Below are 26235 nucleotides of genomic sequence, written 5' to 3'. Positions count from 1 at the left end.
TTCCCGTCCGGATCGAACACGGTCAGGTCCGGGCCGCACCGATCCGCTCGGCGACGCCCAGCCGGGCCGCCCACTCCAGGGCGGAGGGCAGCCGGGACTCCCTGGGCAGCGGGCCGGGCTCGGTCGCCGAGTCCATCAGATCCTTGACCGCCGACTCGTTCACCGTGCCCGCCTCCACCCGGGCGACGAAGCGCGCGGCGGCCTCCCGGTCCCGGTACCCGGCGGCCGCGAAGCTGTCGGCCAGATAGTGATCGTCAAAGATTCCGGCGTATCCGTCGCAGGAGGCGAGCAGACCGTCGTCGGCGACGAAGTCGGGATAGGGGGCGCGCCCCCAGCGGCCCTCCTCCCACCAGTAGAGATAGCCCAGTTCATAGCTGTCGTTCAATTCCCTGAGCCGGTCCGCCGGCAGCCAGTGCGGCGCGGTGGCCAGGAGATCGACGGGCTTGTCGCCCCGATAGGTGGTGTCGCTGCAGTCGACGTCCTGACCGTAGAAGAGGGCTTTCCCCTCCGGCTCCAGGGTCAGGGTCCAGCCGCCGTTGGAATGCGAACAGGACAGCTCACGGCCGGTCAAACGGAATGCGGGCCTCGCAGTTCGGGTGACCGCGATCAGTACGAGGACGACGGCGCGTTCCCACATCCGCTCGGGCCTGCCCAGCTGTGCGGGAATTGCCGGCTCGTTGGTCATTTCTGTCCCTGCTGTCAACGCTACGTGTTGCTGACCGAACATTCAGCGCTACCGAACCATACGGCCGGACTGAGCGGCGACGCCAATGCGAGGCGGAACACCGTCGTCCGGCACCGAACTCGTCCCGGGTTGTGCCGGTTCACTGTCATGGATGGCCATGGGAAGCACCATGGGATGCGCGGGAGACAAGGAATTCCGGGGACTGCCGGCGGCCGGGGCCCGCGAGCGGGGCCGGGGCCGTCAGGGGTTCGGGCACTCCCATCGGCACCGGGGGAAGTCCGCCCCCGGAGCCGTCGCCGGACGGCCGGGGATCCGCGACGGCCGGACGGCCGGGCGGAGGGCGGCCGGGCGCGGTGCGCCACGGCCCGTGCTGAGGCGAGGAACCCCTGTCGGACTCATGGGGGTGAACGTATCGCCCGTGCTCGATTCAGTGTTCGCATTTGCTTATCGTTTACCGAATCAGCATGTGCCAACTGGCTGGAACCGACCCCCTCGAATCAAGCGGAAGCTGTCTGTCCGTTTGTCCGGCGGACAGGCACTCGGCCTTGATGGCCCGCACGGCTCCGATCGCGGCCCCCGGCGCACTCCGGCGCGCGGACGCCACCCCGAGGGTTGCCTCCGTGCTTCGACCCACTCGGAGAAAGGCCGGATCCTTGGCGTGTCCCGGAGTTGGTCGTGCAACGCCCGACGCGGTCCGGACCCGGCGGCCCCCGGCCCGGAGAGTCCGGAGAGTACTGTGAAGCCGGTGTTCTCGCCCTCCGGACCCACCGCCCGCGAACTCGCCGTCCAGGCGCTCTCCTCGGTCGAGCGCGGCTACGACCTCCTCGCGCCCACCTTCGACGCGACCCCCTTCCGCACCCCCGAAGAGGTGCTCGGCCCGGTGGTGCGCGCCCTCGGGCCGCTCGGCCCCTTCCGTTCCGGACTCGATGTCTGCTGCGGCACGGGCGCGGGGGTCGCCGCCCTGCGCGGGCTCTGCCCGGAGCGCGTCACCGGCGTGGACTTCAGCGCGGGCATGCTGGCCCGGGCCCGGTCCACCGTGCCCGCCACGGACGGGCCACCGGTCCACTGGGTCCGGGCGGACGCCCGCCAACTGCCCTTCGCCCCCGCGTTCGACCTGGTCACCAGCTTCGGCGCGTTCGGCCACTTCCTGCCGTCCGAACGCCCCGGACTCTTCGCCGGCATCCGCGAAGCACTGCGCCCCGGCGGTCTGTTCGCCTTCCCGCTGCCCGCTCCCCCGCCGGTCGGCTCCCGGCTCCATCTGGCGCTGTGGGCGTTCGACGCCGCGATGCGGGTGCGGAATCTGGTGTGGCGACCGCCGTTCGTCATGTACTACCGCACCTTCCGGCTCGCCGACGTCCACCGCGAGCTGCGCCGGGCCGGGTTCTCGGTGGAGCTGCGCCCGCTGGAGGAGCTGGGCCGGCGGCCGGACGGCAGCCCGCGCTGCCGGCTGGTGCTGGCCCGCAGACCGGCCTGACCCTGGCCCGGCCCCGGCCCGGCCCGGCTCAGGCCCGTACCGGCCGGCCCCGGTGGATGGGGGTGCTCGCCCCCGACAGGGAGGCCCCGCTGCCGCCGTGCCGGTCGGCCACGATCTCCGCCGCGATCGACAGCGCCGTCTCCTCGGGGGTGTGCGCCCCGAGGTCCAGCCCGATGGGGCTGCGCAGCCGGGCGAGGGCCGCGTCCCCGACCCCGGCGGCGCGCAGCCGCCGTTCGCGGTCCTCGTGGGTGCGGCGGGAGCCCATCGCCCCGATGTAGGCGACGGGCAGGGTCAGCGCGTGGACGAGGAGCGGAACGTCGAACTTGGGATCGTGCGTCAGTACGCACAGGGCCGTGCGGGAGTCGGTCTCGGTGGCGGCGAGATAGCGGTGCGGCCAGTCGACGACGACCTCGTCCGCCGCCGGGAAGCGCTCCCGGGTCGCGAAGACCGGGCGGGCGTCGCAGACGGTGACCCGGTAGCCGAGGAAGCTCCCGACACGGGCCAGCGCCGCGGCGAAGTCGACCGCGCCGAAGACGATCATCCGGGCGGCCGGGACGCTGGACTCCACCAGCAGGGTCAGCGGAGCGCCGCAGTGGCCGCCCTCCGTGCCGACGGTGACGGGACCGGTGCGCCCGGCGGCCAGCAGCGCCCCGGCCCGGCCGGCCGCAGCCCGGTCGGCCCCGCCGCCCGCGCCGAGGGTGCCCTCGTACGAACCGTCCCGGCGTACCAGCAGGGCCCGGCCGGTGTGTCCGGCGGGCCCGGCGGTGACCCGGGCGAGGGCGATCGCCTCGCCCCGGGCGGCGGCGGCCAGCGCGGCGGCGAGGACCCGGTCCTGGCCGCCCCGGTCCGGGCCGCCCGTGGCCAGGACCGGGGTGACCAGGACCTCGACCGTGCCGCCGCAGGTCAGTCCGGCGGCGAAGGGATCCTGGCCGCCGGGCCCGAAGCGCTCCACCACGGGGAGGCCGTCCTCGACGGCCCGCCGGCACAGTTCGTACACCGCGCCTTCGACACAGCCCCCGGAGACCGAGCCGATCACCGTCCCCCGGTCGTCCACGGCCAGCGCCGCGCCCGGCGGGCGGGGCGCGCTGCCCTCGGCCGAGGCGACCGTGGCGACGGCGAAGGAGCGGCCCTGGCGGACCCACCGGCTGAGTTCGTCGGCGATGTCCAGCATGCCGGTCTCCTCTCGCTTGTCGGTCAGGTGCCGGTCAGATGCTCGGGCCGGACCGGGGTCCGGTTCAGTTCCAGGCCGGTGGCGGCGCGGATCGCCGCGAGCACGGCGGGGGTGGACGAGAGGGTGGGCGCCTCGCCGACTCCCCGGAGCCCGTAGGGGGCGTGGTCGTCGGCGAGTTCGAGCATGTCGACGGGGATCGTGGGGGTGTCGAGGATGGTGGGGATCAGATAGTCGGTGAAGGAGGGGTTGCGGACCCGCGCGGTCACCGGGTCGACGAGGATCTCCTCCATGACGGCGATCCCCAGGCCCTGGGTGGTGCCGCCCTGGATCTGCCCGATGACCGAGAGCGGGTTGATGGCCTTGCCGACGTCCTGGGCGCAGGCCAGCTCGACCACTTTGACCAGGCCCAGTTCGGTGTCCACCTCCACGACGGCGCGGTGGGCGGCGAAGGAGTACTGGACATGGCCGTCGCCCTGGCCGGTGAGCCGGTCGAGCGGCTCGGTCGGCCGGTGCCGCCACTCGACCTCGGCCTCGGCGGGCTCGTCGCCGAGCACCTCGGCCAGTTCGGCCAGCGTCTCGCCGCCCCCGGTGACGACCCTGCCGTCCACCAGCCGCAGCCCGGCCTCCGCCCAGCCGGGGTGGTCCCGGCCGAAGAGCCGGCGACCGCGTTCCAGGACCTGGGCGCGGACCGTCTCGCAGGCGTGTCTGATGGCCCCGCCGGTGACATAGGTCTGCCTGGAGGCGGAGGTTCCGCCGGCCGAGCCGATCCCTGTGTCGGCGGGCCGGACGGTGACCCGCTCGACGCCCAGTTCGGTACGGGCGATCTGGGCGTGGACGGTGACCCCGCCCTGGCCGACCTCCGCCATCGCGGTGTACACGGTCGCGACCGGGACGCCGCCCGCCGTCCGGAGGCTCACCCGGGCGGTGGAGTAGTCGTCGAAGCCCTCGGAGAAGCCGACGTTCTTGATGCCGACCGCGTACCCCACGCCCCGGACGACGCCTTCGCCGTGGGTGGTGTTGGAGAGCCCGCCCGGCAGCGCGCGGACGTCCGCCGTGCCGTCCCCGTTCTCCCAGCCGCGCTCCGGGGGCAGCGGGCGGGCCTTGACCAGGCGCAGCAGCTCGGCGACCGGGGCCGGGGAGTCGACCCGCTGGCCGGTGGGCATGCGGGTGCCCTGTTCCATGGCGTTGATCCGGCGGAACTCGACCGGGTCAAGACCCAGCCGGGCGGCGACCTTGTCCATCTGGGCCTCGTAGGCGAAGCACGCCTGGACCGCGCCGAAGCCGCGCATGGCCCCGCAGGGCGGGTTGTTGGTGTAGAGCGCGAGGGCCTCGATGTCGACGTCGTCCACGGCGTAGGGGCCCACCGCGAGGGAGGCGGCGTTGCCGACGACGGCGGGGGACGAGGAGGCGTACGCGCCGCCGTCGAGGACGATCCGGCAGCGTACGTGGGTGAGCCGGCCGTCCCGGGTCGCGCCGTGCTCGTACGTCAGCCTCGCGGGGTGGCGGTGGACATGGCCGAAGAAGGACTCGAACCGGTTGTAGACCATTTTGACCGGGCGTCCGGTGCGCAGGGCGAGCAGACAGGCGTGGATCTGCATCGACAGGTCCTCGCGTCCGCCGAACGCGCCGCCGACCCCGGCGAGCGTCATCCGCACCTTGCTCTCGGGCAGTCCGAGTACGGGGGCGATCTGGCCGAGGTCGGAGTGGAGCCACTGGGTGGCCACATGGAGGTCGACGCCGCCGTCCTCGGCGGGGACGGCGAGCCCGGACTCGGGCCCCAGGAAGGCCTGGTCCTGCATGCCGAAGATGTACTCGCCGCGCACGATCACCTCGGCCCGGCGGGCGGCGGCGGTCGCGTCGCCCCTCAGGACCGGCTGGCGGTGCAGGATGTTGGGGTGCGGCACATGGCCGCTGTGGTGGTCGGTCCGGCCCTCGTGGACCAGGGGCGCGCCGGGTGCGAGGGCGGACTCCTCGCCGGTGACGACCGGCAGTTCCTCGTAGTCGACCCTGATCCGTCCGGCGGCCCTCCGGGCGGTCTCCGGGTGGTCGGCGGCGACCAGGGCGACCGGTTCGCCGTGGTGGCGGACCTTGCGGGTGGCGAGGACGGGGGTGTCCTGGATCTCCAGCCCGTAGGTGGTCACGGCGGTGGGCAGATCCTCGTGGGTGAGGACGGCGTGGACGCCGGGGACGGCGAGCGCGCGGGAGATGTCGATCGAGCGGATGGCGGCGTGGGCGACGGGCGAGCGCAGGGTGTGGCCCCAGATCATGTCCTCGTGCCACAGGTCCGAGGAGTAGGCGAACTCTCCGGTGACCTTGAGGACGCCGTCGGGGCGGAGGGTGGACTCGCCGATCCCGCCGGCGGTCCGGGAGGCCCGGGAGGCCCGGGTGGTGCCGGTCGTGGTCATCGCTCCCCCTCCCGCTCCCGGGTGCGGGCGGCGGCGAGTCTGACCGCGTCGAGGATCTTCTCGTAGCCGGTGCAGCGGCAGAGATTGCCGGAGAGCGCCTCGCGGATGTCGGCGTCGGACGGCCGGGGCCGGCGCTCCAGGAGGTCGTCGGCGGCGACGAGGAGGCCGGGGGTGCAGAAGCCGCACTGGACGGCCCCGGCGTCGACGAAGGCCCGCTGCACGGGGGAGAGCCCGGGGTCCTCGGGACGCCACCCCCGGGCGTCCTGGAGCGAGGTGCCGGGCGCGTCCCGCCCGGAGCGCCGGGCCGCCCGGTCGGCGAGCCCTTCGACTGTGACGATGTCACGGCCCTCGGCCTGGCCCGCCGCGACCAGGCAGGAGCAGACCGGGACGCCGTCCATCAGTACCGTGCAGGATCCGCATTCGCCCTGCTCGCAGGCGTTCTTGGAGCCGGGGAGACCCATCCGCTCGCGCAGGGCGAACAGCAGGCTCTCACCCTCCCACACATCGTCGGCCTCCTGGCGTCTGCCATTGACCGTGAAGCTCACCCGCACGGGGCACTCCTTCCTCCTCGGTAGGACTCCCAGCTCCAGCCGAGGGTGCGCCGGGCCATCACGGCCACCGCGTGTCTGCGGTAGGCGGCGGTGCCGCGCACATCGTCGATGGGGGCGCAGGAGGCGGCGGCCAGCCGGGCGAAGTGCGCGGCGACGGACGGGGGGACGGTCCCCCGGCTCTCCCAGAGGCCCTCCTCCTCCAGCGCCCCGGCCAGGAACTCCTCGGCGTCGGCGGCCCGCACCGGCGTGGGCGCGGCGGAGCCGATGCCGGTGCGGACCGTGCGGGTGCGGGGGTGCAGGGCGAGGGCGAAGGCGCAGACGGCGATCACCATGGCGTTGCGGGTGCCGACCTTGGAGAACTGCTGGGGTCCGTCGGCGCGGGCGATGTGGACGGCTCTGATCAGCTCGTCGGGGGCGAGGGCGTTGCGTTTGACCCCGGTGTAGAAGTCGTCGATGGGGATGCGGCGGCTGCCGCGCACCGACTCCGCCTCGACCTCGGCCCCGGCGGCGAGCAGCGCGGGATGGGCGTCGCCGGCCGGGGACGCGGTGCCGAGGTTGCCGCCGACGCCGCCCCGGTTGCGGATCTGGGGGGAGGCGACGGTGTGCGAGGCGATCGCGAGCCCCGGCAGTTCGGTACGGAGGTTCTCCATGATCTGGGTGTAGGTGACGGACGCGCCGAGCCGCACGGTCTCCTCGCCGACCTCCCAGTCCCGCAGCTCCTCGACACGGCCCAGGTCCATGAGCCGGTCGGGGCGGCGGCGGTCGAAGTTGATCTCGACCATCACATCGGTGCCGCCCGCGATCGGCACGGTGTCGGGGTGCTCGGCCTTGACGGCGAGCGCCTCCTCCCAGCCGGCGGGCCGAAGAAAGTCCATGAGCGCTCTTTTCTGGCTCGGGCCCCCAGTACGCCTCGCCCCCCAGTACACAAGGGTGCTCCTTCCCCGGTGCAGTCACCGATGCCATGAAGGAGTTGGCTGGTCGCCACGGTCATCTTGTAGATTCGAACGAAAAGCGGGGCCCGGTGTTCTCACTGTTCCCCCCAGAAAGACGGTGACCGTCGGTCACCGATGGCCACGAAATGATCGGCGAGGGCGAGATGCGGCTGCGCGCACTGCTGGAGAACGACGCGCTGGGCCTGCGGCTGCTCGGCGGCGGGGACGAGCTGGACCGGGGGGTGCGCGGGGTGATGACGACGGATCTCCGCGATCCCAGCCGCTATCTCTCGGGCGGGGAGCTGGTGCTGACCGGGCTGGCCTGGCGTCGCTCGCCGGAGGACTCCGAGTCCTTCGTACGGATCCTGGCGGGCGCGCGGGTCGCGGCGCTCGCGGCCGGCGAGGCGGAGCTGGGGGCCGTTCCCGAGGATCTGGTGGCGGCGTGCGAGCGGCACCGGCTGCCGCTGTTCGCGGTCAACGAGTCGGTGGCGTTCGCGACGATCACCGAGTACGTGGTGCGCCAGGTGTCGGGCGAGCGGGCCGGTGATCTGGCCGCCGTGGTGGACCGGCACCGCCGGCTGATGACCTCGGGCCCGGCGGGCGGCGGCCCCGACGGGGTGCTCGATCTCCTCGGCTCCGATCTGGACCTGCGGGCCTGGGTGCTCTCGTCCACCGGCCGGCTGATCTCGGCCGGCGGCAAGGGCGAGGACGGCGGCGGCGACCCGCTGCCCGCCGGGGTGCGCGTCGCGCTGGCGGGCGAGCGGCTGGCGGCGGCCCGTACCGGCCGCCCGGGACCGCACCGGGCGACGGTGGGCTCCACGGTGTACTCGCTCTTCCCGATCGGCTCGGGCCGGGGCGCGGAGAGGGACGTGCGGGAGAGCGTTCTCTCGGACTGGCTGCTGGCGGTGGAGGCGGACGCGGGCGACTGGCCCGCCGAGCGGCTGGATCTGCTCCAGGGCGTCACCCAGCTGATCGCCGTGGAGCGGGAGCGCCGGGAGGCGGCCCGCACGGTGCGGCGGCGGCTCGCCCAGGAGGTGCTGGAGCTGGTGCAGACGGGTGCCGCGCCCGCCGAGATCGCGGCGCGGCTGCGGGTGGCCGCGCCGGTGCTGCTGCCGGGCCTGGACGCCGCGCCGCACTGGCAGGTGGTGGTGGCCAGGGTGGACTGGGACGCCGAAGGGGCCCGGGTGGCGGCCGGGCCGGTCGCCCAGTCGCTGCTGGAGGAGATCCTCGCCGATCCGTCGGCGGCCGGACCCGACCCCTCGGACCGGATCGCGGTCGCGCACGCCGGGGGCGAGGCGATCGCGCTGCTGCCGCTGCCGGTCGCCCCGGAGCCGGACGGGCCCGGGGGAACGGAGGAGGGGCTGCACGCGGACGCGCTGCTCCAGCGGGTGCGCGAGCCGCTGTCGGCGGGGCTCGCCGACGACGGCCGGCTGACGATCGGGGTGAGCGCGGCGGTCAGCTCGGCGGAGGGGCTGCGGGGCGCGCTGGAGGAGGCCCGGCACGCCCGCCGGGTCGCGGCGGCCCGGCCCGGCCGGGTGGCCGCCGCCGGCCACCATGAGCTGGCCTCGCACGTACTGCTGCTGCCGTTCGTGCCGGACGACGTGCGCCGCGCGTTCACCGCCCGGCTGCTCGACCCGCTGCGGGAGTACGACCTGCGCCACCGGGCGGAGCTGATCCCGACGCTGGAGGCGTTCCTGGCGAGCGACGGATCGTGGACGAGATGCGCGCAGCGGCTGCATCTGCATGTGAACACCCTGCGGTACCGGGTGGGGCGGATCGAGCAGCTGACGGGGCGTGATCTGTCGCGCCTTGAGGACAAACTCGACTTTTTCCTGGCATTGCGGATGAGCTGAGCTGTCACGTTCGCCGGGGTTTTTCGCACCCCGGCGGGCCCCGGCAGGCCTCGGCGGCGGATGACGGAATCATTCACCGAACCGTGACCCGGAGACCAATTGGGCTTCCTGGAAAGGGAGTTGGCATTTCCGACGGGGCCGATCCACCGGGAAATCCCGCATTTCCCGGTAAGGGCCACAGCGGTAAATTGACAGTTAGGGAAGCCTCACCATATTCATATGGTGTTCCCACAGACAGTTCCCCCGCACCGCCTCGGCGCGCCCCGCGTCCGGCACCTTCCGCGGGCTGCTCAGGAGGCTTCCATGCCACGCCCGTCCGTCCGCCGCGGTACCGCGCTCGCGCTCTCCGCGCTGCTTCTTCCCGTCCTCGCCGCCTGTGGCGGCTCCGAGGAGAAGAAGGACGCGAAGCCCGAGGCCAAGAAGGAGCAGGGCGCCGAGGAACTGGTCATCTACTCGGGCCGCAATGAGGAACTCATCGCCCCGATCATGGACAAGCTCCAGAAGGCGACCGGCACCAAGGTCGAGGTCCGCTACGGCGACAGCGCCGAGCTGGCCGCCCAGATCCTGGAGGAGGGCGACCGCACCAAGGCGGGCCTGTTCTTCTCGCAGGACGCCGGCGCGCTCGGCGCGCTCTCCCAGGCCGGCATGCTGGCGAAGCTGCCGCAGAAGTCCCTGGACAAGGTCGGCGCGGCCTTCCGCGGCGGCGAGGGCGACTGGGTCGGCGTCTCCGGCCGCTCCCGTGTCATCGCGTACAACCCGAAGAAGACCGAGAAGGCCCCGGACAGCGTCCACGACCTGATCAAGCCCGAGTGGAAGGGCAAGGTCGGCTACGCGCCCACCAACGCCTCCTTCCAGGCCTTCGTCACCGGCATGCGCGTCCTGGAGGGCGAGGACGCCACCCTGAAGTGGCTCAAGGGCCTCAAGGCCAACGACGCCAAGCAGTACGCCAAGAACGGCGTGGTCCTGGACGCGGTGGACAAGGGCGAGGTCTCCCTCGGCCTGATCAACCACTACTACTGGTACGAGAAGGTCGCCGAGGTCGGCGCCGACAAGGTCAACGCCAAGATCCACTTCCTGCCGGGCGGCGACCCGGGCGCGCTGATCAACGCGGCGGGCGTCGGCGTCCTGAAGAACGGCGGCCAGAGCGCCGCCGCCGAGAAGGCCGTGGACTTCCTCCTCTCCGACGAGGCGCAGAACTACTTCGCCAAGGAGACCTCGGAGTACCCGCTCGCCACCGGTGTCACCAGCACCGTCAAGGGCCTGCCCGCGCTCGACTCGCTGGACGCGCCGAAGATCGACCTCGGCGAGCTGGAGTCCCTCCAGAAGACGCTGGAGCTCCTCAAGGAAGCCGGGATGGTCTGATCCGTCGGATGACGACTGACAGCTCACGGTCCGTGCGCCGTCCGGCCGCCGCGTCCCTCGCGGCGGCCGGACGGCGTCGGCCTCCCCTCGTACTGCTGCTCCCGGCCACCGCGGCGGCGCTCCTGGCGCTGCTGCCGCTCGGGTATCTCGGCGTGCGCGCCATGGAGCACGGCTGGGGGTACGCCTGGGACCTGGTCGCCGAGGCGCGGACCCTGGAGCTGCTCGGCCGCAGCCTGGGACTGACGGCGATCGTCGTCACCGCGTGCCTGGTGCTCGGAATCTCCCTCGCCTGGCTGACGGTGCGCACCACCCTGCCCGGCCGGCGGCTCTGGGCCGTGCTGGCCACCCTGCCGCTGGCGGTGCCCAGTTATGTCGCCGCCTTCACCTGGATCTCCGCCGCGCCCTCGCTGGCGGGGCTGCCCGGTGCGGCGATCACTCTCACCTTCGCCTGCTTCCCCTATGTGTTCCTGCCCGTGGCGGCAGCCCTGCGCGGCATCGACCCGGCGCAGGAGGAGGCGGCTCGCTCGCTGGGGAGCGGGGCGCTGCGCACCTTCTGGCGGGTCACCGTTCCGCAGCTGCGGCCCGCCGCGGCCGGCGGGGCGATCCTCGTCGCGCTCTACGTGCTCTCCGACTTCGGCTCGGTGTCGATCACCCGGTACGACACCTTCACCCGGGCGATCCACTCCTCGTACCAGGCCAGCTTCGACCGGACCCCGGCCGCCGTGCTCGGCTGCGTCCTGGTCGCCATGACCGTCCTCCTCGTCCTGGCGGAGAACCGCACCCGGGGCCGCGCCGGGCACTCCCGCACCGGACGGGGCAGCGCCCGCCCGCCCGCCGATCTGCGGCTGGGCCGCTGGACGGCCCCCGCGCTCGTCTGGTGCGGCGCGGTCGCGGCGGCGGCCGTCGGCTTCCCGCTGGCGACCCTCGGCTACTGGCTGACCATCGGGAACTCCGCCGACTGGGATCTTGAGCGACTGTGGTCCGCGACCCTCGCCACGGTCACCGTCGCCGCCGCCGGAGCGGCCGTGACCACGCTGCTGGCACTGCCGGTCGGGGTCCTCTCGGCCCGTCACCGGGGCCGGTTCGCGCGGCTGCTGGAGCAGTCCGTGTACGCGGGTCACGCCGTGCCCGGGATCACCGTGGGCCTCGCCCTGGTGTTCTTCTCGGTCCGCTACGCCTATCCGCTCTACCAGGAGACGCCCCTCCTGATCGCCGCCTATGTGGTGCTGTTCCTGCCGGTCGCCGTCGCCTCGGCGCGCGCGGCCGTGCTCCAGTCCCCGCCGGTCCTGGAGGATGTCGCCCGCTCGCTCGGCCGCTCCCCGCTGCAGGTGCTGCGCGAGGTGACCGTGCCGCTCGCGGCCCCCGGCATCGGCGCGGGCGCGGCCCTCACCTTTGTGGTGATCATGAAGGAGCTCCCGGCGACGCTGCTGCTGCGGCCCACCGGCACCGACACCCTCGCGACGCGGCTGTGGACCGAGACCGGGGCGGGCGCGTTCGCCGGGGCCGCGCCGTACGCGGCCGGCATCGTCCTGCTCGCCGCCGTTCCCTCCTATCTGCTCGGAAGGCGCTCATGACCTCGGGAACCTCGGGACTGCGCGTCAGCGCGCTGACGCATGCGTACGGGCGCGGGGACCGGGTCCTCGACGGCCTCGGCCTCACCGTCCCGGACGGCGAACTCGCCGCGGTCCTCGGCCCGTCCGGCTGCGGGAAGACCACCCTGCTCCGGGTGGTCGCGGGATTCCTGGTGCCCGACTCCGGCGAGGTCGTCGTCGGCGGGCGCGTGGTGAGCGGCCCCGGCGCGCAGGTGCCGCCGGAGCGGCGCGGGGTGGGGATCGTCGCCCAGGAGGGCGCCCTCTTCCCGCATCTGAGCGTGGCCCGCAATGTGGCCTTCGGGCTGCGGGGCGCCGGCCGGGCCGAGCGCCGCGCCCGGACCGCCGAGATGCTGGAGCTGGTCGGCCTCGGGGAGTACGCGGACCGGATGCCGCACGAGCTGTCCGGCGGCCAGCAGCAGCGCATAGCGCTCGCCCGCGCGCTGGCCCCGCGCCCCTCGCTGGTACTGCTCGACGAGCCGTTCAACGCGCTGGACAGCGCCCTGCGCGCGGGGCTGCGCTCGGACATCCGCAGTGCGCTGCGGGCCGCCGGGGCGACCGCGCTGCTGGTCACCCACGACCAGGAGGAGGCGCTCTCGGTCGCGGACCGGGTGGCGGTCATCCGCCGGGGCCGGGTCGTCCAGTCCGGCACCCCGCAGGAGCTGTACGCGCGCCCCGCCGACCCCTGGGTGGCCTCCTTCGTGGGCGAGGCGGTCCTGCTGCCGGCCGCCCGCGACGGCGGGCACGCGGCGACCGCGCTCGGCCGGGTGCCGCTGACCGCCCCGGCGGCCGGGGCGGCGGGCGGATCCGCCGAGGGCACCGTCGTGCTGCGGCCCGAGCAGCTGCGGCTCACCGCGCCGACGGCGGACGCCTCGGCGCGCGGCCGGGTGGCGGAGGTCCGCTACCACGGACACGACGCCCTCGTCCTGGTCGAGCTGCCCGACGGCGGCCCGTCCGTCACCGTCCGCGCCCCCGGCTCCCTCACCGTCCGCCCCGGCGACGAGACCGGCGTGCGCGTCGAGGGGACCGCGGCCTTCCACCCCGGGACGACCTCTTCCTGAGCCGCCGTCAGCCGCCCTCCGGGGCGGTGCGGGCCGCCTCGATCCCGTCGAGCAGGACGTCGAGGCCGATGGTGAAGGCCTCGTCGAGCCGCCGCTCCCAGGAGGAGCCCTCACCCGCGGTCGCGTCCTCGCCCGCCAGCCGCACGGAGTACGGGAAGCGCTCCGCGAAGTCGGGCGCGACCCGCCCCAGCAGGGCGGCGCGCCCGGCCCACCACTCCTCGTCGGACACCCCGGTCGCGGTCGCCGCGAGCCGGGCGTCGGCGGCGGTGCGCGCGGAGCCCCGGACGAAGTCGAAGAGCGAGGCGACGACCGGCCGCAGGGTCCTGGGCGGCAGCCCGGCCCCGTACAGGATCCGTGCCAGGGACTCCAGCACGGCCTGCTCGTGGGGGCCGAGCACCGGGCGGGCGTAGGAGATCTGGAGCACCCAGGGGTGCCGCAGACAGAACGCCCTCAGCCCGGCGGCCCACGAGGTCACCGCCGCCCGCCACTCCCCGCCCGGGTCCGGGTCGGACGACAGCTCCGCGTGCGCCCGGTCATACATCAGGTCGAGCAGCTCCGCCTTCCCCGGCACATAGGTGTAGAGCGCCATCGAGGTGCGCCCCAGCCGCTCGGCCACCGTGCGCATCGAGAGCCCCGCCAGGGTCTCGGCGTCGGCCACCGCGATCCCCGCCGCCACGACGGCGTCGAGGCTCAGCGCGGGCTTGGGCCCCGGGGCTCTGCGCGGGGCCTCCTCGTCCGGTCCGGCCCACAGCAGGGTCATCGACACGGTCGCGTCGCCCTGTCCGGCGATGATCGTCAACCCAGAACTCCTTACGGCATAAGGTATCGTCTCCACCCATCACTTTACCGCCTAAGGAATTAATGAGGGAGAGACCCATGACCGAAGTGAGACTGGCCGACGGCAGCGTCATCGAGGCGACGGTCCGGGGCCCCGGGCCGGGGAAACCCACCCTGCTGCTCCCGGTGGACCCCCGCCCGGCCGAGGGCCCGCGCGCCGAGGAGCTGCGGAAGTGGGGGACGGACCCCGCCCTGGGCCGCTCCCTGATGGACGGCCTCGGCGACGCGTTCCGGGTGGTCGCCTTCGACTACGAGGGCCATCTCATGAACACGCCCCGGCCGGGGACGCTGACCCCCGACGGCGTCGCCGCCGATCTGCTGGCGGTCGCCGACGCCGTGGGGGCCGACCGGTTCGCCTACTACGGCTACTCCTGGCTGGCCCTGAGCGGGCTTCAGCTGGCGATCCGCACCGACCGGCTCTCGGCGCTCGTCATGGGCGGCTTCCCGCCCGTCGGCGGCCCCTACGCCGAGATGCTCCGCGTCACCACGGCCGCCCACGCGATGGCGGGAACGGCCCCGAGCCCCCCGGAGCCGCCGGAGACGAGCGCCGGGGAGTACGACTGGTCGGCCGTGGAGATCTCCCTGTCCACGGCCCAGACCGGCCAGTTCGTCACCTTCTACGAAGCCCTGCGCGGCTTCGACGACCGGGCCGCGCAGACCCGGATCGACTGCCCCCGCCTCTGCGTGGTGGGCTCCGCCGACGAGATCGCCTACGGGGAGCGGTGGGGCGGTGTCACCGTGAGCATGGCGGGCCCGGTCGTCGACGGGCGCGCCGAGCTGACCGCCGCCGGCTGGGACGTGGCCGTGCTCGACGGGCTCGACCACACCGGGGCCATGCAGCCCGCGAACGTACTCCCGGTGCTGCGCCCCTGGCTGACGGAGCGGCTGCTCCCCTGAACGGGTCCGGCCGGCCGGTCAGACCCGGGCGATCACCGCGTACCGCTCGTCGGTCACCGGGCGGCCCCACAGAAGGGCGTTGTCGCTCAGCGGCTCGATCCGGACGTCGGCGACCAGCGGGCGCACGGCTGCGGCCAGTTCGCCGGAGCCGACGCCCCCGTGCCAGGGCAGCGCCCCGGCGCCCGCCGCGTAGGGCGAGCCGCTCCCGGCCCCGCCCCAGCGGCCCTCGATCAGCACCAGGGTGCCGCCCGGCCCGAGCCGGCCGACCCAGTCGCGCAGCGCGGCCGACGGATCGGGCAGCGTCCACATCAGATGGCGGCAGAGCACCACGCCGAACCGCTCCCCGCCGGTGGGCGGCGCGGCGGCGTCGCCCACCAGGAAGCGGCCCGTCAGCCCGCCCGCCAGCAGCTTGAGCCGGGCCCGCTCGACCATCCGGGGCGAGAGGTCCACGCCCGTCACCCGGTGTCCGACCTCGGCGAGCAGCCGGGAGAGCGAACCGGTGCCGCACCCCACGTCCAGCACGTCCACCGGGCCCGGCGGCAGCCAGCCGTCCAGCAGCCGGGCCCACTCCGCGCGGGTCTCCGCGTCGCGCAGACCGTGGTCGGGTTCGTCGTCGAAGCCGGGGGCGGCGGCGTCCCAATAGGCGGCGATGGCCGTGGTGTTCGTCATGCCCCGATCTTGCCAGCCCTCACTGACAACCCCCCGGAGACCGAGCGCTCCCCCACCCCGTACGGCTCACGGCCGCCCGGCGGGCTTCTCCCAGACCGAGACATGCCGGCGGCTCTCGCCGGTGAAGGGCTCCCGCGTCCACCCGTCCCACCGCTCGCGCAGCCGCAGCCCCGCCAGCCGGGCCATCAGATCGAGTTCCGAAGGCCACACGTACCGGAAGGGGATCGTTCTGTACTCGCCGCGCCCGTCGACGACCTCGATGTAGTTCGAACTCGTCGCCTGGGTCGCGATGTCGTAGACGTCGAAGGCCCAGCGCGTCGGGCTCACGTGGTACGGCACGACATTCTGCCCGGGCGGGAGCCTCCGCAGTTCGGGGGTCATCACCTCGACGACGAAGCACCCGCCCGGCTCCAGATGGGCGGCGGCGTTGTGGAAGCACGCCACCTGCTCCTCCTGCGTCGTCAGATTCATGATCGTGTTGAAGACCAGATAAGCGACCGCGAACGTCCCGTCCACCCTCGTCCTCGCGAAATCCCCGATCGTGACGCCGATCGCGTCACCCCCCGGCTTCGCCCGGAGCCGGGCCACCATCGCCCGCGACAGATCGATGCCCTGGACCCCGACCCCGCGCCGCGCGAGCGGCAACGCGATCCGCCCCGTCCCGATCCCCAGTTCCAGGGCCCGGCCGCCCCCGGCGAGATCCGCCAGGAAACCGGCCGTCGTGTCGACGACGTCCGGGGCGAACATGCCTCCTTCCGTCTGGTCGTAGGTCGCCGCGACGCTCTCTCCGAAGTACCCGTCATCACCGTCCATGGCCCGAACCGTACGGCGGGGGCCTTCCCTGCGCGTACGAATTTTTCCGGCCGCCCGGACCGGAAACCCCCCCCTCCGGGGCGGGTGAGTGGGGCCTGCCCGGCGGAGCCGGGGGGACCCCCACCGCAGTGGCTCAGTCCTCCACCGAGCGGGACAGCACCCGGGTGAAGGCGCCCGGGGCCGAGGAGAGTTCCGCCCAGGAGCCCTCCTGGGCGATGCGGCCCGATTCCAGGACCGCGATGCGGTCGGCGCGGCGGACGGTGGCCGCGCGGTGGGCGATCACGACCTTGGTGCACGGGGGGAGCCCGGCGGCCACCTCCGCCTCGCCGACTCCGTCCAGCTTCGCGGTGGTCTCGTCGAGGACGAGCACCCTCGGCTCGGTCAGCAGCGCGCGGGCGAGCGCGACCCTGGCGCGCTGGCCGCCCGAGAGGGTGGTGCCCCGCTCGCCGACCGTCGTTCCGTACCCCTCGGGCAGGGTGGACGCGATCGCGTCGACCCCGGTCGCCGCCGCGACCCGGTGGAGGAGTTCGTCGTCGGCCCCGGGCGCGGCCAGCCGCAGATTGTCGGCCAGTGTCCCGTGGAAGAGGGGGGTGTCCTGCCCGACGACCGCGACGGCGGCCCGCAGCTCCCGCTCGGAGATCTCACGCAGATCGAGGTGCTCGCCGTTCTCCGCGACCAGTTCGACGCTCCCGCCGACCGGGTCCCAGAACCGGGCGAGGAGGTGTGCGCAGGTCGACTTGCCGGACCCGGAGACTCCGACCAGGGCGACCGTACGCCCCGCCGGGACGAAGAGGTCGAGCCCGTCGAGCACCGGGGCCCCGCCGTAGTCGAAGCGGACGCCCCGCAGCCGCACCCCGAGCGGCCCCGGTGGCAGGGCCCTCGGCTGCGCGGGCTCCGGCGCGCCCGCCGGGGCCCCGGCCGCCGCGCCGAGCCGGGCCGCCGCCGCGCGCAGTCCGGCGGCCTGGGCCAGGGCCGCCGCCGGGTCGGCGACCGGCGCGAGCACTCCGAGCGCGAGCGCCATCGCGGCGGGGGCCCAGGCCCCGGGGAGGTGCCGGCCGGCGACGAGGACGACCCCCACCACGGCCGCGACCACCAGCAGATCGCGGAGCGCCGCCGCGTCCGCCTCCCGGGACTGCTCGGCCCGCTGGGCCTCCCCGAGCCGGCGGCCGAGCCCTCGCAGCCGGCCGCGCCGCTCCTCCAGCGCCCCGAAGGCGAGCAGTTCGCGGAGCCCGTCCACGCTCTCCACCGCCTCGGCGGAGAGCTCGGCCGCCGCCTCCCGGGTGCGGGCCCCGCGCTCCGCGCGCCCGCGCCCCTCCAGCAGCGGCGCGAGCGCCAGCAGCACGGCGACCGGCAGCACGGCGGCGAGCAGCCACGGCTCGACCGCCGCCAGTACGAGGGTGCCGCCCCCGAAGACCGCGCCCGTCGCCAGCAGTTGTGCCACGGCGTGGGCGTAGAAGAACTCCAGCGCCTCCACGTCCCCCATCGCCGCCGACGCGAGGTCGCCGCTGCGCCGGCCGCCGATGCGCGCGGGCGCGCTGCGGGCCAGCCCGTCGAAGACCCGGACCCGCAGTTCGGCGAGGACGCGGTAGGCGAGATCGTGCGAGAGGTCCATCTCCCACCAGGTGGCGAAGGCGCGGACCAGCACCAGCCCGACGAGGGCGGCGAGCGCCCCGGGGCCCGGCGGTGCGGCTTCCAGGACGGCGGTCCCGACCGTGTGCGCGGCCAGGGTGACCAGGGCGACCAGGGCCGACTGTCCGAGGAGGGCGGCGCACACCGTACGGGCGGTCATGCCCCGGTGCGCGCCGAGCACGGGCAGCAGGGCGCGCAGCGCGCCGCGCGGGTACGGGTCGCTCCCGGCCGGATTTGGTTCGGCGCTCTTCGTGTTCACGCGGCCCGCACCGCCTCGGCGAGCCGGGCGTAGACGCCGTCGCGCGCGAGCAGGGCGTCGTGGTCGCCGACCGACTCGACGCGTCCGCCGTCGAGGACCACGATCCGGTCGGCGTGGCGCACGGCGGCGAGCCGGTGGGCGACGACCAGACAGGTGCGGCCCCGGGCGGCCCGTACCAGCTCGTCGACGATGCCGGCCTCCCGGCGTTCGTCGACCGCGCTGGTCGCCTCGTCCAGGACCAGGACGGGCGCGTCGGCGAGCAGCGCGCGGGCCAGGGCGAGGCGCTGGCGCTGGCCGCCGGAGAGGGCGGAGCCGCGTTCGCCGACGACGGTGTCGTACCCCTGGGGCATCGTGAGGATCTCCTCGTGGACGCCCGCCGCGCGGGCCGCCTCACGCAGTTCGCCGTCGCTCGCGCCGGGCCGGCCGAGCCGGAGGTTGGCGGCGACGGAGTCGTGGAAGAGGTAGGTGTCCTGGGAGACGACCGCGATCCGGCGGCGCAGTGCGCCGAGGGGGTACGCGGTGGTCTCGGCCCCGCCGAGTGTGATCCGCCCGCTGTCCGGGTCGGCGTGCCGCAGCAGCAGTCCGAGGAGGGTCGACTTGCCCGCGCCGGAGGGGCCGACGATCGCCGTCGTCCGTCCGGCGGGGGCGGTGAAGGAGACCTCGGCGAGCGCGGGCCGGGTGCCGCCGGGGTGGGTGAAGCCCACGCTCTCGAAGCGGACTTCGGGTGCTCCGGCCGTCCACTCCGCTTCGAGGGTCCCTTCGTCGGGGACGGCGTCGGGCGCGGTGCGCAGCGCGGCGATGCCCTCGGCGGCGGAGACCCCGAGATAGCCGGAGTGCCAGGCGCGGGAGAGGTCCCGTACCGGCCGGAAGCACTCGGAGGCGAGCAGCAGCAGGAGATAGGTGCCGGTCGCGGTGGTCTCCCCGGAGGCGGCGGAGGCGCAGGCGAGGAGGACGGCGGCGAGGGTGCCGCCCTGGACGGCGAGATCGGTGATGCCGGTGTCGACGAGGGAGACGCGGAGCTTGGCGACGGTGGCCCGGTGCAGTGCGGCCGAGTGCGCGTCCAGCCGTGCCCTGACCCGTCCCACCGCGCCGGCGGCGCGCAGGTCGGGCATGCCCTGGAGGGCCTCCAGATAGTCGGCGGAGAGCGCCTCGTACGCCCCCCAGTGCTGTCGTCCGCGCCGCGCGAGCAGCCGGTCCCACCAGCGGGGCGCGAAGAGCGCGAGGACCAGCGCCGGGGCGAGGACTGCGGCGGCCCACGGTTCGACGAGGGCCACCGCGACCAGCGGCGGCAGCGGCAGGACACAGGTGACGAGGGCCTGCGGGAGATAGCGCGACACATAGGCGTCCACGCCCTCCACCCCGTCGACGAGCGTCGCCCGTACCGCCCCGGCCCGCGCGCCGGCCCGGTGCTGGGGCCCGCCGCGCCCCAGCCGCAGCAGCAGTTCGTCACGGAGTCCGGTGCGCACCGCCGCGCCCGCGTCGACGGCGATCGCGCGCTGTCGTCTCGCGAGCGCGGCCCGCAGCAGCACGGCGGCGAGCACGCCCCCGAGGAGTGCGGGGAGTTCGCCCGTCTCGCCCCTGGCGAGGCCGGCGAGGGCGAGGGCGAGCAGGACGGCCTGGACGAGATGGGTGGCGGCGACCGCGCCGAGGAGCCCGGTCGCCCGGAGCAGGGGGCCTCGGGCGGTGCGGGCCGCGCGCAGCAGCTCCGGGTGGAGCATCATGGGGTCTCTTCTCCTGTGGTGGTGCGGCCGTGCGGGTCGGTGCGGCGGGGCCGGGGGCCTCGCGGGGCGTCCGGGGGAGTGTCTTGGAAGTGGCGTCGTCCGCCCGTAGTGAGGGGCTCCCGGGCCGCGCGGCCCGGGGGGAGGGTCTGACGGGGTCTGGTGCTCCCCCGGGGCCTTCGGCCCGGGTGGGGGTTCCCCGGGCCGAAGGCCCCGGGGAGTGCCGACGGGGTGGGAGTACTCCCCCACCCGGCCGCCAGGCCCGGGAAGCCGTCGGCGGCCGACCACACGCCGGGGACCTCCCCCGCCGCGCCCGAAGAGCTGCGGAACTGGAAAGCCGACATGCCTGAGGGCACTCCCCCGGGCACCGCCGGGGACACCACCGCCAGGACCGCCGAACCCGGGAAGCCGTCGGCGGCCGACCACACGCCGGGGACCTCCCCCGCCGCGCCCGAAGAGCTGCGGAACTGGAAAGCCGACATGCCTGAGGGCACTCCCCCGGGCACCGCCGGGGACACCACCGCCAGGACCGCCGAACCCGGGAAGCCGTCGGCGGCCGACCACACGCCGGGGACCTCCCCCGCCGCGCCCGAAGGGCTACGGAACTGGAAAGCCGACATGCCTGAGGGCACTCCCCCGGGCACCGCCGGGGACACCACCGCCAGGACCGCCGAACCCGGGAAGCCGTCGGCGGCCGACCACACGCCGGGGACCTCCCCCGCCGCGCCCGAAGGGCTACGGAACTGGAGAGCCGACATGCCTGAGGGCACTCCCCCGGGCCCCGCCGGGGACACCGCCGCCGGGGCGAAGCCCGGGGGAGAGCCGACGCGGTGGGGGGACTCCCCCACCCGCGCCACCAGACCCGGAGGGCCGTCGGCGACCGACGACAACACCGAGGGCCCTCCCCCCGACCCCGCCGGAGGCACCCCCGCGGGGGACGGCGTGTGTGCCTGAAGGTCCTCCTCCTGGCCCCGCCGGGAGGACCCCCGGCGGTGGCCGGCGGAGGCGCGGCAGGCGGAGGGGGCTTCGAAGGCGCTTCCCAGGGCGAGTCCGTGGAGGATCCACTCGCGGCCGGGCTCGCCGCCGAGCGCGGCCCCGAGGTCGGCGCGCTGCCAGGAGCCGACGGGGCGGGAGGCGAGCCCGAGGGCGGTGGCCTCGATCTGGGCGTGTCCGACGCCGTATCCGGCGAGGAGATGGTCGCGCCGGACGCGGCCGGGAGCGGCGTCGGAGGGGCAGCCGTACGCGAGGAGCACGGCTCCGGCCCCGGCGATCCAGCCCTGGCCGGCGGCCCAGGCCGCGAGGGTCGGCAGGACGTGGCCGGTGGCGAGGGTTACGGCCGCGCCGTGTTCGGACCGGAGCAGTCCGGGGCGGGTGCCGCCGACGGCGAGGCACCAGCGCGGGCCCCGGTCCCGGCAGGCGGTCTCGGCGGCTTCGAGCACGCGCAGGAGGGCGGCGGGGTCGGGGGGCGGCGCGCCGGAGCCGATCCCGGCGGGGTCGGCGCTGCGCCGCCGGAGCAGTGGGGCCGGGTCCGCCCGGCCCGCTCCCGGTGCGCTCCAGCCGCCGTCCTCGGCGCGGGCCAGCTCGCCGAGCACCCGCCACGCCTCGGCCAGATCGCCGGGGACCCCGGCGGCCGGGGGTTCGGGCGGGCCGCTCCCGGCCCACTCCCCGGTCCCGCCGCTCCCCGCCAGCCGCACTCCCGCCAGCGGGAAGCCCATCCCCCCGACCGGCCCGGTCCCGAGGGCCACTTCGACCGGCTCGGGCCCCGGCCAGGCGGCGACCACCCCGGCGGCGGCGTGGCCCACGTCCAGCAGCACCAGCGGCCATCCCCGGTGTCCGTAGTGGGACACCGTCCGCTCCGGGCGGGCCCCGAGCACGAGGAAGGCGTTCCGGGGCGCGGGGTCCGGTGCCGGGCCGAGCCGGTGGAGCCGGTGGCGGCGCGGGTCGTAGGCGTAGCGGCCCGGGGCGATGCCGTACGCGTGTCCCTCGCCCAGCAGCAGCCGGGTCTCGACCGGGTGGAGCGCGCCCGCCGAGGGGACCGGGCGGAGCCGGTCGCCCGCGAGGGAGAGCGCGAGCGGCCGGTCCAGCGCGGGCGGGACGGCGATCGGCCCGCCGGGGCGCGCGGGCGCGCTCCCGGGGACGGCGGCGGTGAACACCGGGCCGGGGGGTTCGGCCGAGCGGGCCCGGTCCAGGGCCCGGCGGAGCGGGGAGGAGAGCACGGTGTGGGGGCCCTTCACATGTGCGGCGGGGGTACGAGGGTGAGATCGCCGGGCCCGCTCGGGGCCTTCGCGCGCCAGCCGCGCCCCACCCCGGCCAGCCCGAAGCGGGGGCAGCCGAAGTAGCCGAACGCGGCGGGCGCGTTGGGGACGAGACCGGAGACCAGCACCCGGGCCACGCGCAGGGGTGTCTCGGCGATGTCCTCGGTGGTCAGATCGAGGGTGATCACGCGGTGTCCGCCGGCCGCGAGCCGGGCGTCGAGGGTGGCCCGGTCGCCGGGCGCGATCTCGCCGACCCCGACCACGCCCAGCTCCGGGTGGGTGAAGCGCCGGGCGAGCGGCGCGGTCCTGGGATCGAGCCAGACCTGGACGTGCGCCCCCAGGTCGCGCACGGCCGCGAAGTCCGGCCCGCAGTCGTCGAGATAGCGCCGGTCGGGCCGGTGGTCGAGGTAGAGGCCCCGGGCCAGCATCCCGGCCTCGACCGCCCGGAACACCCAGCCGTCGGCGTCGACCGCGCCCTGGGTGAAGACCCAGGTGTGGACGGCCTCCAGGACCGCCTTGCGGGCGGCCTCGGCGGGGTCGTACCGGCAGGCGAAGCCCGCCGCGTGGATGCCGCGCGCCGGGTCGTGCACCAGCGCGGCCATGCAGGGCGCGAACTCCGACGGCAGCTCCACGATCCAGACCGACAGCTCGCAGCCCTCGAGGTCGCGGGCGAGTCCGGGGACGGAGGCGGGGTCGATGCCGCGCGCCGGGCCGTCGAGGTGCCACCACAGTTCGAGGGCGTCCCGCTCCACGACTTCGAGGAGTCCGCGTTCCACGGCGTCGTCGAAGCCCTGGCCGGTGGCGATGCCCGCGTAGTTGAGATGGTGGGTGCGCGGGAGCTCGCGCAGCGCGCCCTGCCGCCAGTTGAGATGGGTGAGCGCGACGGGGGCCCAGCACTCCTCGCCGTCCTCGGCTGCCCTGGCCCAGAGCGCGGGGGTGTCGGCGGTGAGCGGCCGGTAGGGGAAGCCGGGCCGCCGGTACTGCCAGTCGGCGTACGCGGGGAGCGCCCCCGGGCCGTACAGCCGCCGTCCCTCGGCGAGGAGTTCGGCGGCGGTGGCCCTGCGGGGGGCGTCTGGGTGGCCGGGCGGGGGCAGCCGGTTGCCGCAGTAGCGCTCGGCGGCCTCGGCGATCGCGGCGATCCTGGACCCGGCCGGGTCGCCGAAGGTGGTGCCCAGCGAGACCCGGTCGGCGGGCCACGCCCCGAAGCGGCGGGCGTCGGAGACCTCGGCGGTCATGGCGGTGTAGCGGGGCGGCGCGCCGGAGGGGTGGGGTACGGGGCCGACCGCGCGGATCAGCCCGCAGACGGGGTCGACGAGGTCGTCGGGGGTCATCGGGGTCATGCGCACATCTCCTGTACGGGGTCGACGCGGCGGCCCGGTCCCGCGGTGAGCAGCAGGGCGCCGCCCGCCGGGTCGAGGACGCGCCGGGAGGGGGCGAGCCGGGTGGCGGTCATGGGGTCCTCTCCGGTGTGCGGATTGCGGGCGTGGGCGGGGAAGTGGTGTCCGGAGATCTCCAGCCGGAGCCGGGAGCCGGGGGCGATCCGGCGGGCGAGATGTCCGAGCGGGACGGTGAGGCCGGCGGGCCGGCCGGGCGGGTCGGTGCGCCGCGCGACGCCCAGCGCGAGGGGCTGGGCGCGGCCGTCGGGGGTGAGGACGGTGAGGCGTACGAACCAGTCGGCGGCCGGGGTGTCGGCGGTGGCGCGGAGCCTGGCCCCGGCCGGGCCGAAGAGGTCGAGGGGGCGCGGGAGCGGCGCGGAGAGCAGGAGCGCGCGGTCGGGTTCGCCGTCGGCGGGGACGCTCAGGCCGTCGGAGCGGACGGGCCGGGCGGGGTCGGCGAGGAAGTCGCCGCCGTGGTGCAGCGGGAGTCCGTGGGCGGGGCCGAAGGGCCTGCTGAGACGGGTGCGGGAGCGGGAGCGGCCGACCGGGTGCCAGTGTTCGCTGTCGCCGAGGGCGAGGGCGCTGCGGCGGCCCGGGGCGAGCGCGCCGGCCAGGGCGGCACGGGCCCAGCGGACCTGGAGCGCGCCGAGGTTGAGCCGGTGGCCGGGGCGGGCGTCGGGCGCGGGTTCGGCGGTCAGCCCGTGGCCCCAGGGGCCGATCAGCAGCCGGGCCGGGCCGCCCCAGGCGCGCCACAGCCGCAGGGTGTCGGCGGCGAAGGGGTCGCGCGCGCCGCCGATCGCGAGCAGCGGCACCCGGGCGGCCGGGGCCCGGCCCACGAGCCGGTCCCGGGGGCCGCCGTCCTCCCGGCCGTCCTCCCAGAGCCCTCGCCAGGAGGGGAGTTCGCGGCCGAGGCGGTCGGGGAGCCCGGTGAGCGGGAGGTGTTCGAGGAGGCGGGGGTCGGCGGCGAGCGCCCGGTCGAGCGCGGCGGGGTCGGAGTCCGGCCGGTCGCCGTGGGCGGCCCACCAGCCGGCGCGGCCCAGCAGCCGTTCCACTCCGGAGGGTTCGCGCGCGGTCTCGGCGGGGCCGAGCGCGGGGACGGCCGCGATGACGGCGTCGGGGCCTGGGCCGGTGTGTTCCGGTTCGAGGGCCGCGACGAGCGCGCAGTGGGCGGCGTAGGACGCTCCGGCGGCGACGGCGGTTCCGTCGCTCCAGGGCTGTGCGCGGACCCAGCGCAGGGTGGCCGCGCCGTCGGCGGCCTCGTGGCGGTAGGGCCGCCACTCCCCCTCGGAGCCGTACCGGCCGCGTACGTCCTGGACGACGGCGGCGAATCCGCGGGCGGCCCAGGCCCGTGCCTCGGCGCGGTGGTTCTGGCGGCCGTAGGGGGTGCGGACGAGGACGGCGGGGTACGGGGGGCGGGTGCCGGGGAGGGTGAGATCGGTGGCGAGGCGGGCGCCGGGGACGGGGAGGAGGCAGGTGCTCATGGGGTGCTGGGGGGTACGGGGAGAACGGGGTGGGTGGTGAGGGTGAGGTCGCGGAGGTCGAGGCGGCACAGCCAGCGGCGGGGCGGGGCGGCGGGGGTCGCCCAGGCGATCAGTTCGGCGGTGAGCAGACCGGCGGTGAGCGCGGCGGAGGCGGCGGTGTGGGCGGGGCCGGGGGCCTCGGTGCGCGGTCCGTGCCAGTAGGCGTCGAGTTCGCGGTGGGCGGGGGTCGCGGCGAGACGGCGGAGGCGGACGTCGGCGGAGGTCACGTCGCCGGGTGCCGCCGCGAGGGGCTCCAGCCAGACCTGGGCCCCCTCGCGGTGGCACCGCAGCCAGCCGACGGACCGGTCCGGGAGGCGGTCGGCCTCGTCCCAGAGCCCCGGCGGCACGGGCGAGTCCAGGCACCACACGACGGCGGTGCGCCCGGGTTCCGGGGCCGCCGCGGCACCGGACAGGGCCGCCGGGAGCAGGGCGGGCTCGATCCGGCGGACCGCGCCGCCCTCGGCGCGTACGCAGCGGGCGAGCGGTTCCGTCAGCACCCGGTCGCCGAGGAGGAGGACACGGTGGCCGCGGAGCGCGCCGCCCGCCTCCGGGGCCGTCGTGAGGAATCCGGCCTCGGTGAACGCGGCGGTGAGCCGGTCGAGTTCGGGGCCCCGGTCCGGGGGCGCGGGCGCGGCGGTCCCGCGTACCGCCGCGAGCAGCGCGGCCTCGCTCACCTCCCCGGTGTCGACGCGGAGGAACTCCCCGTCGGCGGTGCGGACCGCGAGGCCCCGGCCGGGGACGGGGACCAGGGCGACACCGGCGGCGAGCCGTTCGGCGGCGGCCCGGGACACAAGAGACACAGGACTGCTCCAAAGGGTCTGGCGGACGGGGGAAGAGCGGGAGGAGGCAGGCGGGCCCGCCCGGGTGCGGGGAGAGCGCCCCGGGCGGGCCCTAGGTCGTGTCTTCAAGGTCTTGTCTGTCTGTCGTGCCCTACGGACGGACGACGCCACCTTGAAGACACTCCCTGGTGTGGGAAAGGCCGTGCGGCCGGTGTTACTTGTCGCCGTCCGCGACCGCGTCGACCGCGGCCTCGTCCCCGTCGAAGGGGTTCTCCACGAGGGCGTTGGAGTGGGTCGCGGAGAGGTGGGCGAGCTGGCCCTGCTCGGCGATCGGGCTGAACACCTTGTGCTGCTCCATGAGTTGAGCCTCCATTTCCTTGGAATTCACTGGACGTCGACA

At 75.5% G+C, this 26235-nt stretch carries 21 protein-coding genes; 6 read left to right on the top strand and 15 right to left on the bottom strand.

The annotated features are described in order from the left end of the window. Positions 1–22: 22 nt before the first annotated feature. The gene (locus ABD371_RS18825) at positions 23–685 is read right to left on the bottom strand and encodes a hypothetical protein (RefSeq protein WP_344478378.1); all 663 of its coding nucleotides are present in this window, start codon (positions 683–685) and stop codon (positions 23–25) included. Between the two features lie 745 nt (positions 686–1430). Between ABD371_RS18825 and ABD371_RS18820 the strand changes: the two genes are divergently transcribed. Further along, a complete protein-coding gene (locus tag ABD371_RS18820) occupies positions 1431–2159 on the top strand; it encodes a class I SAM-dependent methyltransferase (RefSeq protein WP_344478375.1) in 729 nt (242 codons plus the stop codon). Positions 2160–2187: 28 nt separating this feature from the next. Here ABD371_RS18820 and ABD371_RS18815 read toward each other — a convergent pair whose 3' ends face one another. From ABD371_RS18815 to ABD371_RS18800, 4 genes are read right to left on the bottom strand one after another with little or no spacing between them, the layout of a single operon-like run. Beyond that, a complete protein-coding gene (locus ABD371_RS18815) occupies positions 2188–3330 on the bottom strand; it encodes an XdhC family protein (protein ID WP_344478372.1) in 1143 nt (380 codons plus the stop codon). 23 nt (positions 3331–3353) lie between these two features. Next, complete coding sequence (locus ABD371_RS18810) at positions 3354–5735, bottom strand: xanthine dehydrogenase family protein molybdopterin-binding subunit (protein ID WP_344478370.1); 2382 nt, start codon at positions 5733–5735, stop codon at positions 3354–3356. Continuing rightward, positions 5732–6286 carry a (2Fe-2S)-binding protein gene (locus ABD371_RS18805; protein ID WP_344478366.1) on the bottom strand — a complete coding sequence of 185 codons (555 nt, stop codon included), beginning with the start codon at positions 6284–6286 and terminating at the stop codon, positions 5732–5734. Before ABD371_RS18805 ends, ABD371_RS18810 begins: the two co-directional genes overlap by 4 nt. Beyond that, positions 6277–7161, bottom strand: coding sequence for an FAD binding domain-containing protein (locus tag ABD371_RS18800; RefSeq protein ID WP_344478365.1), 885 nt, complete (start codon positions 7159–7161; stop codon positions 6277–6279). Before ABD371_RS18800 ends, ABD371_RS18805 begins: the two co-directional genes overlap by 10 nt. Positions 7162–7382: 221 nt before the next feature. Between ABD371_RS18800 and ABD371_RS18795 the strand changes: the two genes are divergently transcribed. From ABD371_RS18795 to ABD371_RS18780, 4 genes are all read left to right on the top strand, one after another. After that, a complete protein-coding gene (locus tag ABD371_RS18795; RefSeq protein WP_344478443.1) occupies positions 7383–9071 on the top strand; it encodes a PucR family transcriptional regulator in 1689 nt (562 codons plus the stop codon). Positions 9072–9374: 303 nt separating this feature from the next. Beyond that, complete coding sequence (locus ABD371_RS18790; RefSeq protein ID WP_344478363.1) at positions 9375–10433, top strand: iron ABC transporter substrate-binding protein; 1059 nt, start codon at positions 9375–9377, stop codon at positions 10431–10433. Positions 10434–10441: 8 nt separating this feature from the next. Further along, entirely contained in the window at positions 10442–12007 is a 1566-nt protein-coding gene (locus ABD371_RS18785) for an ABC transporter permease (RefSeq protein ID WP_344478362.1), read from the top strand. Continuing rightward, positions 12004–13083 carry an ABC transporter ATP-binding protein gene (locus ABD371_RS18780; RefSeq protein ID WP_344478360.1) on the top strand — a complete coding sequence of 360 codons (1080 nt, stop codon included), beginning with the start codon at positions 12004–12006 and terminating at the stop codon, positions 13081–13083. Before ABD371_RS18785 ends, ABD371_RS18780 begins: the two co-directional genes overlap by 4 nt. A 7-nt stretch (positions 13084–13090) precedes the next feature. Here ABD371_RS18780 and ABD371_RS18775 read toward each other — a convergent pair whose 3' ends face one another. After that, complete coding sequence (locus ABD371_RS18775) at positions 13091–13882, bottom strand: TetR/AcrR family transcriptional regulator C-terminal domain-containing protein (RefSeq protein WP_344478358.1); 792 nt, start codon at positions 13880–13882, stop codon at positions 13091–13093. 77 nt (positions 13883–13959) lie between these two features. Between ABD371_RS18775 and ABD371_RS18770 the strand changes: the two genes are divergently transcribed. Continuing rightward, positions 13960–14817: an alpha/beta fold hydrolase gene (locus ABD371_RS18770; RefSeq protein WP_344478357.1), complete on the top strand. Its 858-nt coding sequence runs from the start codon at positions 13960–13962 to the stop codon at positions 14815–14817. An 18-nt stretch (positions 14818–14835) separates the two neighbouring features. Here the strand turns inward: ABD371_RS18770 and ABD371_RS18765 are convergent, their stop codons facing one another. From ABD371_RS18765 to amiA, 9 genes are all read right to left on the bottom strand, one after another. Beyond that, on the bottom strand, positions 14836–15486 hold the full coding sequence (locus ABD371_RS18765) for a class I SAM-dependent methyltransferase (protein ID WP_344478355.1): 651 nt from the start codon (positions 15484–15486) through the stop codon (positions 14836–14838). Between the two features lie 66 nt (positions 15487–15552). Then, a complete protein-coding gene (locus tag ABD371_RS18760) occupies positions 15553–16299 on the bottom strand; it encodes a class I SAM-dependent DNA methyltransferase (protein ID WP_344478353.1) in 747 nt (248 codons plus the stop codon). Between the two features lie 133 nt (positions 16300–16432). Then, positions 16433–18088: an ABC transporter ATP-binding protein gene (locus ABD371_RS18755; protein WP_344478440.1), complete on the bottom strand. Its 1656-nt coding sequence runs from the start codon at positions 18086–18088 to the stop codon at positions 16433–16435. Positions 18089–18183: 95 nt separating this feature from the next. Next, positions 18184–19908 (bottom strand): ABC transporter ATP-binding protein/permease, encoded by a 1725-nt coding sequence (locus ABD371_RS18750; RefSeq protein WP_344478352.1) that lies wholly within the window; start codon positions 19906–19908, stop codon positions 18184–18186. After that, positions 19905–22139, bottom strand: a complete 2235-nt coding sequence (locus ABD371_RS18745) for a hypothetical protein (protein ID WP_344478350.1) — start codon at positions 22137–22139, stop codon at positions 19905–19907. Before ABD371_RS18745 ends, ABD371_RS18750 begins: the two co-directional genes overlap by 4 nt. Next, complete coding sequence (locus tag ABD371_RS18740; protein ID WP_344478348.1) at positions 22136–23500, bottom strand: YcaO-like family protein; 1365 nt, start codon at positions 23498–23500, stop codon at positions 22136–22138. Before ABD371_RS18740 ends, ABD371_RS18745 begins: the two co-directional genes overlap by 4 nt. Beyond that, positions 23497–25017: a CocE/NonD family hydrolase gene (locus ABD371_RS18735; RefSeq protein ID WP_344478346.1), complete on the bottom strand. Its 1521-nt coding sequence runs from the start codon at positions 25015–25017 to the stop codon at positions 23497–23499. Before ABD371_RS18735 ends, ABD371_RS18740 begins: the two co-directional genes overlap by 4 nt. Then, the gene (locus ABD371_RS18730; protein ID WP_344478345.1) at positions 25014–25856 is read right to left on the bottom strand and encodes a hypothetical protein; all 843 of its coding nucleotides are present in this window, start codon (positions 25854–25856) and stop codon (positions 25014–25016) included. The genes ABD371_RS18735 and ABD371_RS18730 overlap by 4 nt, the downstream gene beginning before the upstream one ends. A gap of 193 nt (positions 25857–26049) precedes the next feature. Next, positions 26050–26193, bottom strand: coding sequence for a streptamidine family RiPP (gene amiA / locus ABD371_RS18725; protein WP_344478343.1), 144 nt, complete (start codon positions 26191–26193; stop codon positions 26050–26052). Positions 26194–26235: the final 42 nt, after the last annotated feature.

Origin of the sequence: Streptomyces amakusaensis (assembly GCF_039532665.1) — a bacterium.
GTDB lineage: Bacteria > Actinomycetota > Actinomycetes > Streptomycetales > Streptomycetaceae > Streptomyces > Streptomyces amakusaensis.
This window is presented reverse-complemented; position numbering and strand designations above follow the sequence as displayed.

What these genes read in the sequence shown, in the direction of transcription:
- ABD371_RS18825 (WP_344478378.1), bottom strand. Translation starts at nt 685, where the DNA reads ATGACCAACGAGCCGGCAATTCCCGCACAGCTGGGCAGGCCCGAGCGG.
- ABD371_RS18815 (WP_344478372.1), bottom strand. Translation starts at nt 3,330, where the DNA reads ATGCTGGACATCGCCGACGAACTCAGCCGGTGGGTCCGCCAGGGCCGC.
- ABD371_RS18810 (WP_344478370.1), bottom strand. Translation starts at nt 5,735, where the DNA reads ATGACCACGACCGGCACCACCCGGGCCTCCCGGGCCTCCCGGACCGCC.
- ABD371_RS18800 (WP_344478365.1), bottom strand. Translation starts at nt 7,161, where the DNA reads ATGGACTTTCTTCGGCCCGCCGGCTGGGAGGAGGCGCTCGCCGTCAAG.
- ABD371_RS18795 (WP_344478443.1), top strand. Translation starts at nt 7,383, where the DNA reads ATGCGGCTGCGCGCACTGCTGGAGAACGACGCGCTGGGCCTGCGGCTG.
- ABD371_RS18790 (WP_344478363.1), top strand. Translation starts at nt 9,375, where the DNA reads ATGCCACGCCCGTCCGTCCGCCGCGGTACCGCGCTCGCGCTCTCCGCG.
- ABD371_RS18785 (WP_344478362.1), top strand. Translation starts at nt 10,442, where the DNA reads ATGACGACTGACAGCTCACGGTCCGTGCGCCGTCCGGCCGCCGCGTCC.
- ABD371_RS18780 (WP_344478360.1), top strand. Translation starts at nt 12,004, where the DNA reads ATGACCTCGGGAACCTCGGGACTGCGCGTCAGCGCGCTGACGCATGCG.
- ABD371_RS18770 (WP_344478357.1), top strand. Translation starts at nt 13,960, where the DNA reads ATGACCGAAGTGAGACTGGCCGACGGCAGCGTCATCGAGGCGACGGTC.
- ABD371_RS18765 (WP_344478355.1), bottom strand. Translation starts at nt 15,486, where the DNA reads ATGACGAACACCACGGCCATCGCCGCCTATTGGGACGCCGCCGCCCCC.
- ABD371_RS18760 (WP_344478353.1), bottom strand. Translation starts at nt 16,299, where the DNA reads ATGGACGGTGATGACGGGTACTTCGGAGAGAGCGTCGCGGCGACCTAC.
- ABD371_RS18755 (WP_344478440.1), bottom strand. Translation starts at nt 18,088, where the DNA reads ATGACCGCCCGTACGGTGTGCGCCGCCCTCCTCGGACAGTCGGCCCTG.
- ABD371_RS18750 (WP_344478352.1), bottom strand. Translation starts at nt 19,908, where the DNA reads ATGATGCTCCACCCGGAGCTGCTGCGCGCGGCCCGCACCGCCCGAGGC.
- ABD371_RS18740 (WP_344478348.1), bottom strand. Translation starts at nt 23,500, where the DNA reads ATGACCCCGATGACCCCCGACGACCTCGTCGACCCCGTCTGCGGGCTG.
- ABD371_RS18735 (WP_344478346.1), bottom strand. Translation starts at nt 25,017, where the DNA reads ATGAGCACCTGCCTCCTCCCCGTCCCCGGCGCCCGCCTCGCCACCGAT.
- amiA (WP_344478343.1), bottom strand. Translation starts at nt 26,193, where the DNA reads ATGGAGCAGCACAAGGTGTTCAGCCCGATCGCCGAGCAGGGCCAGCTC.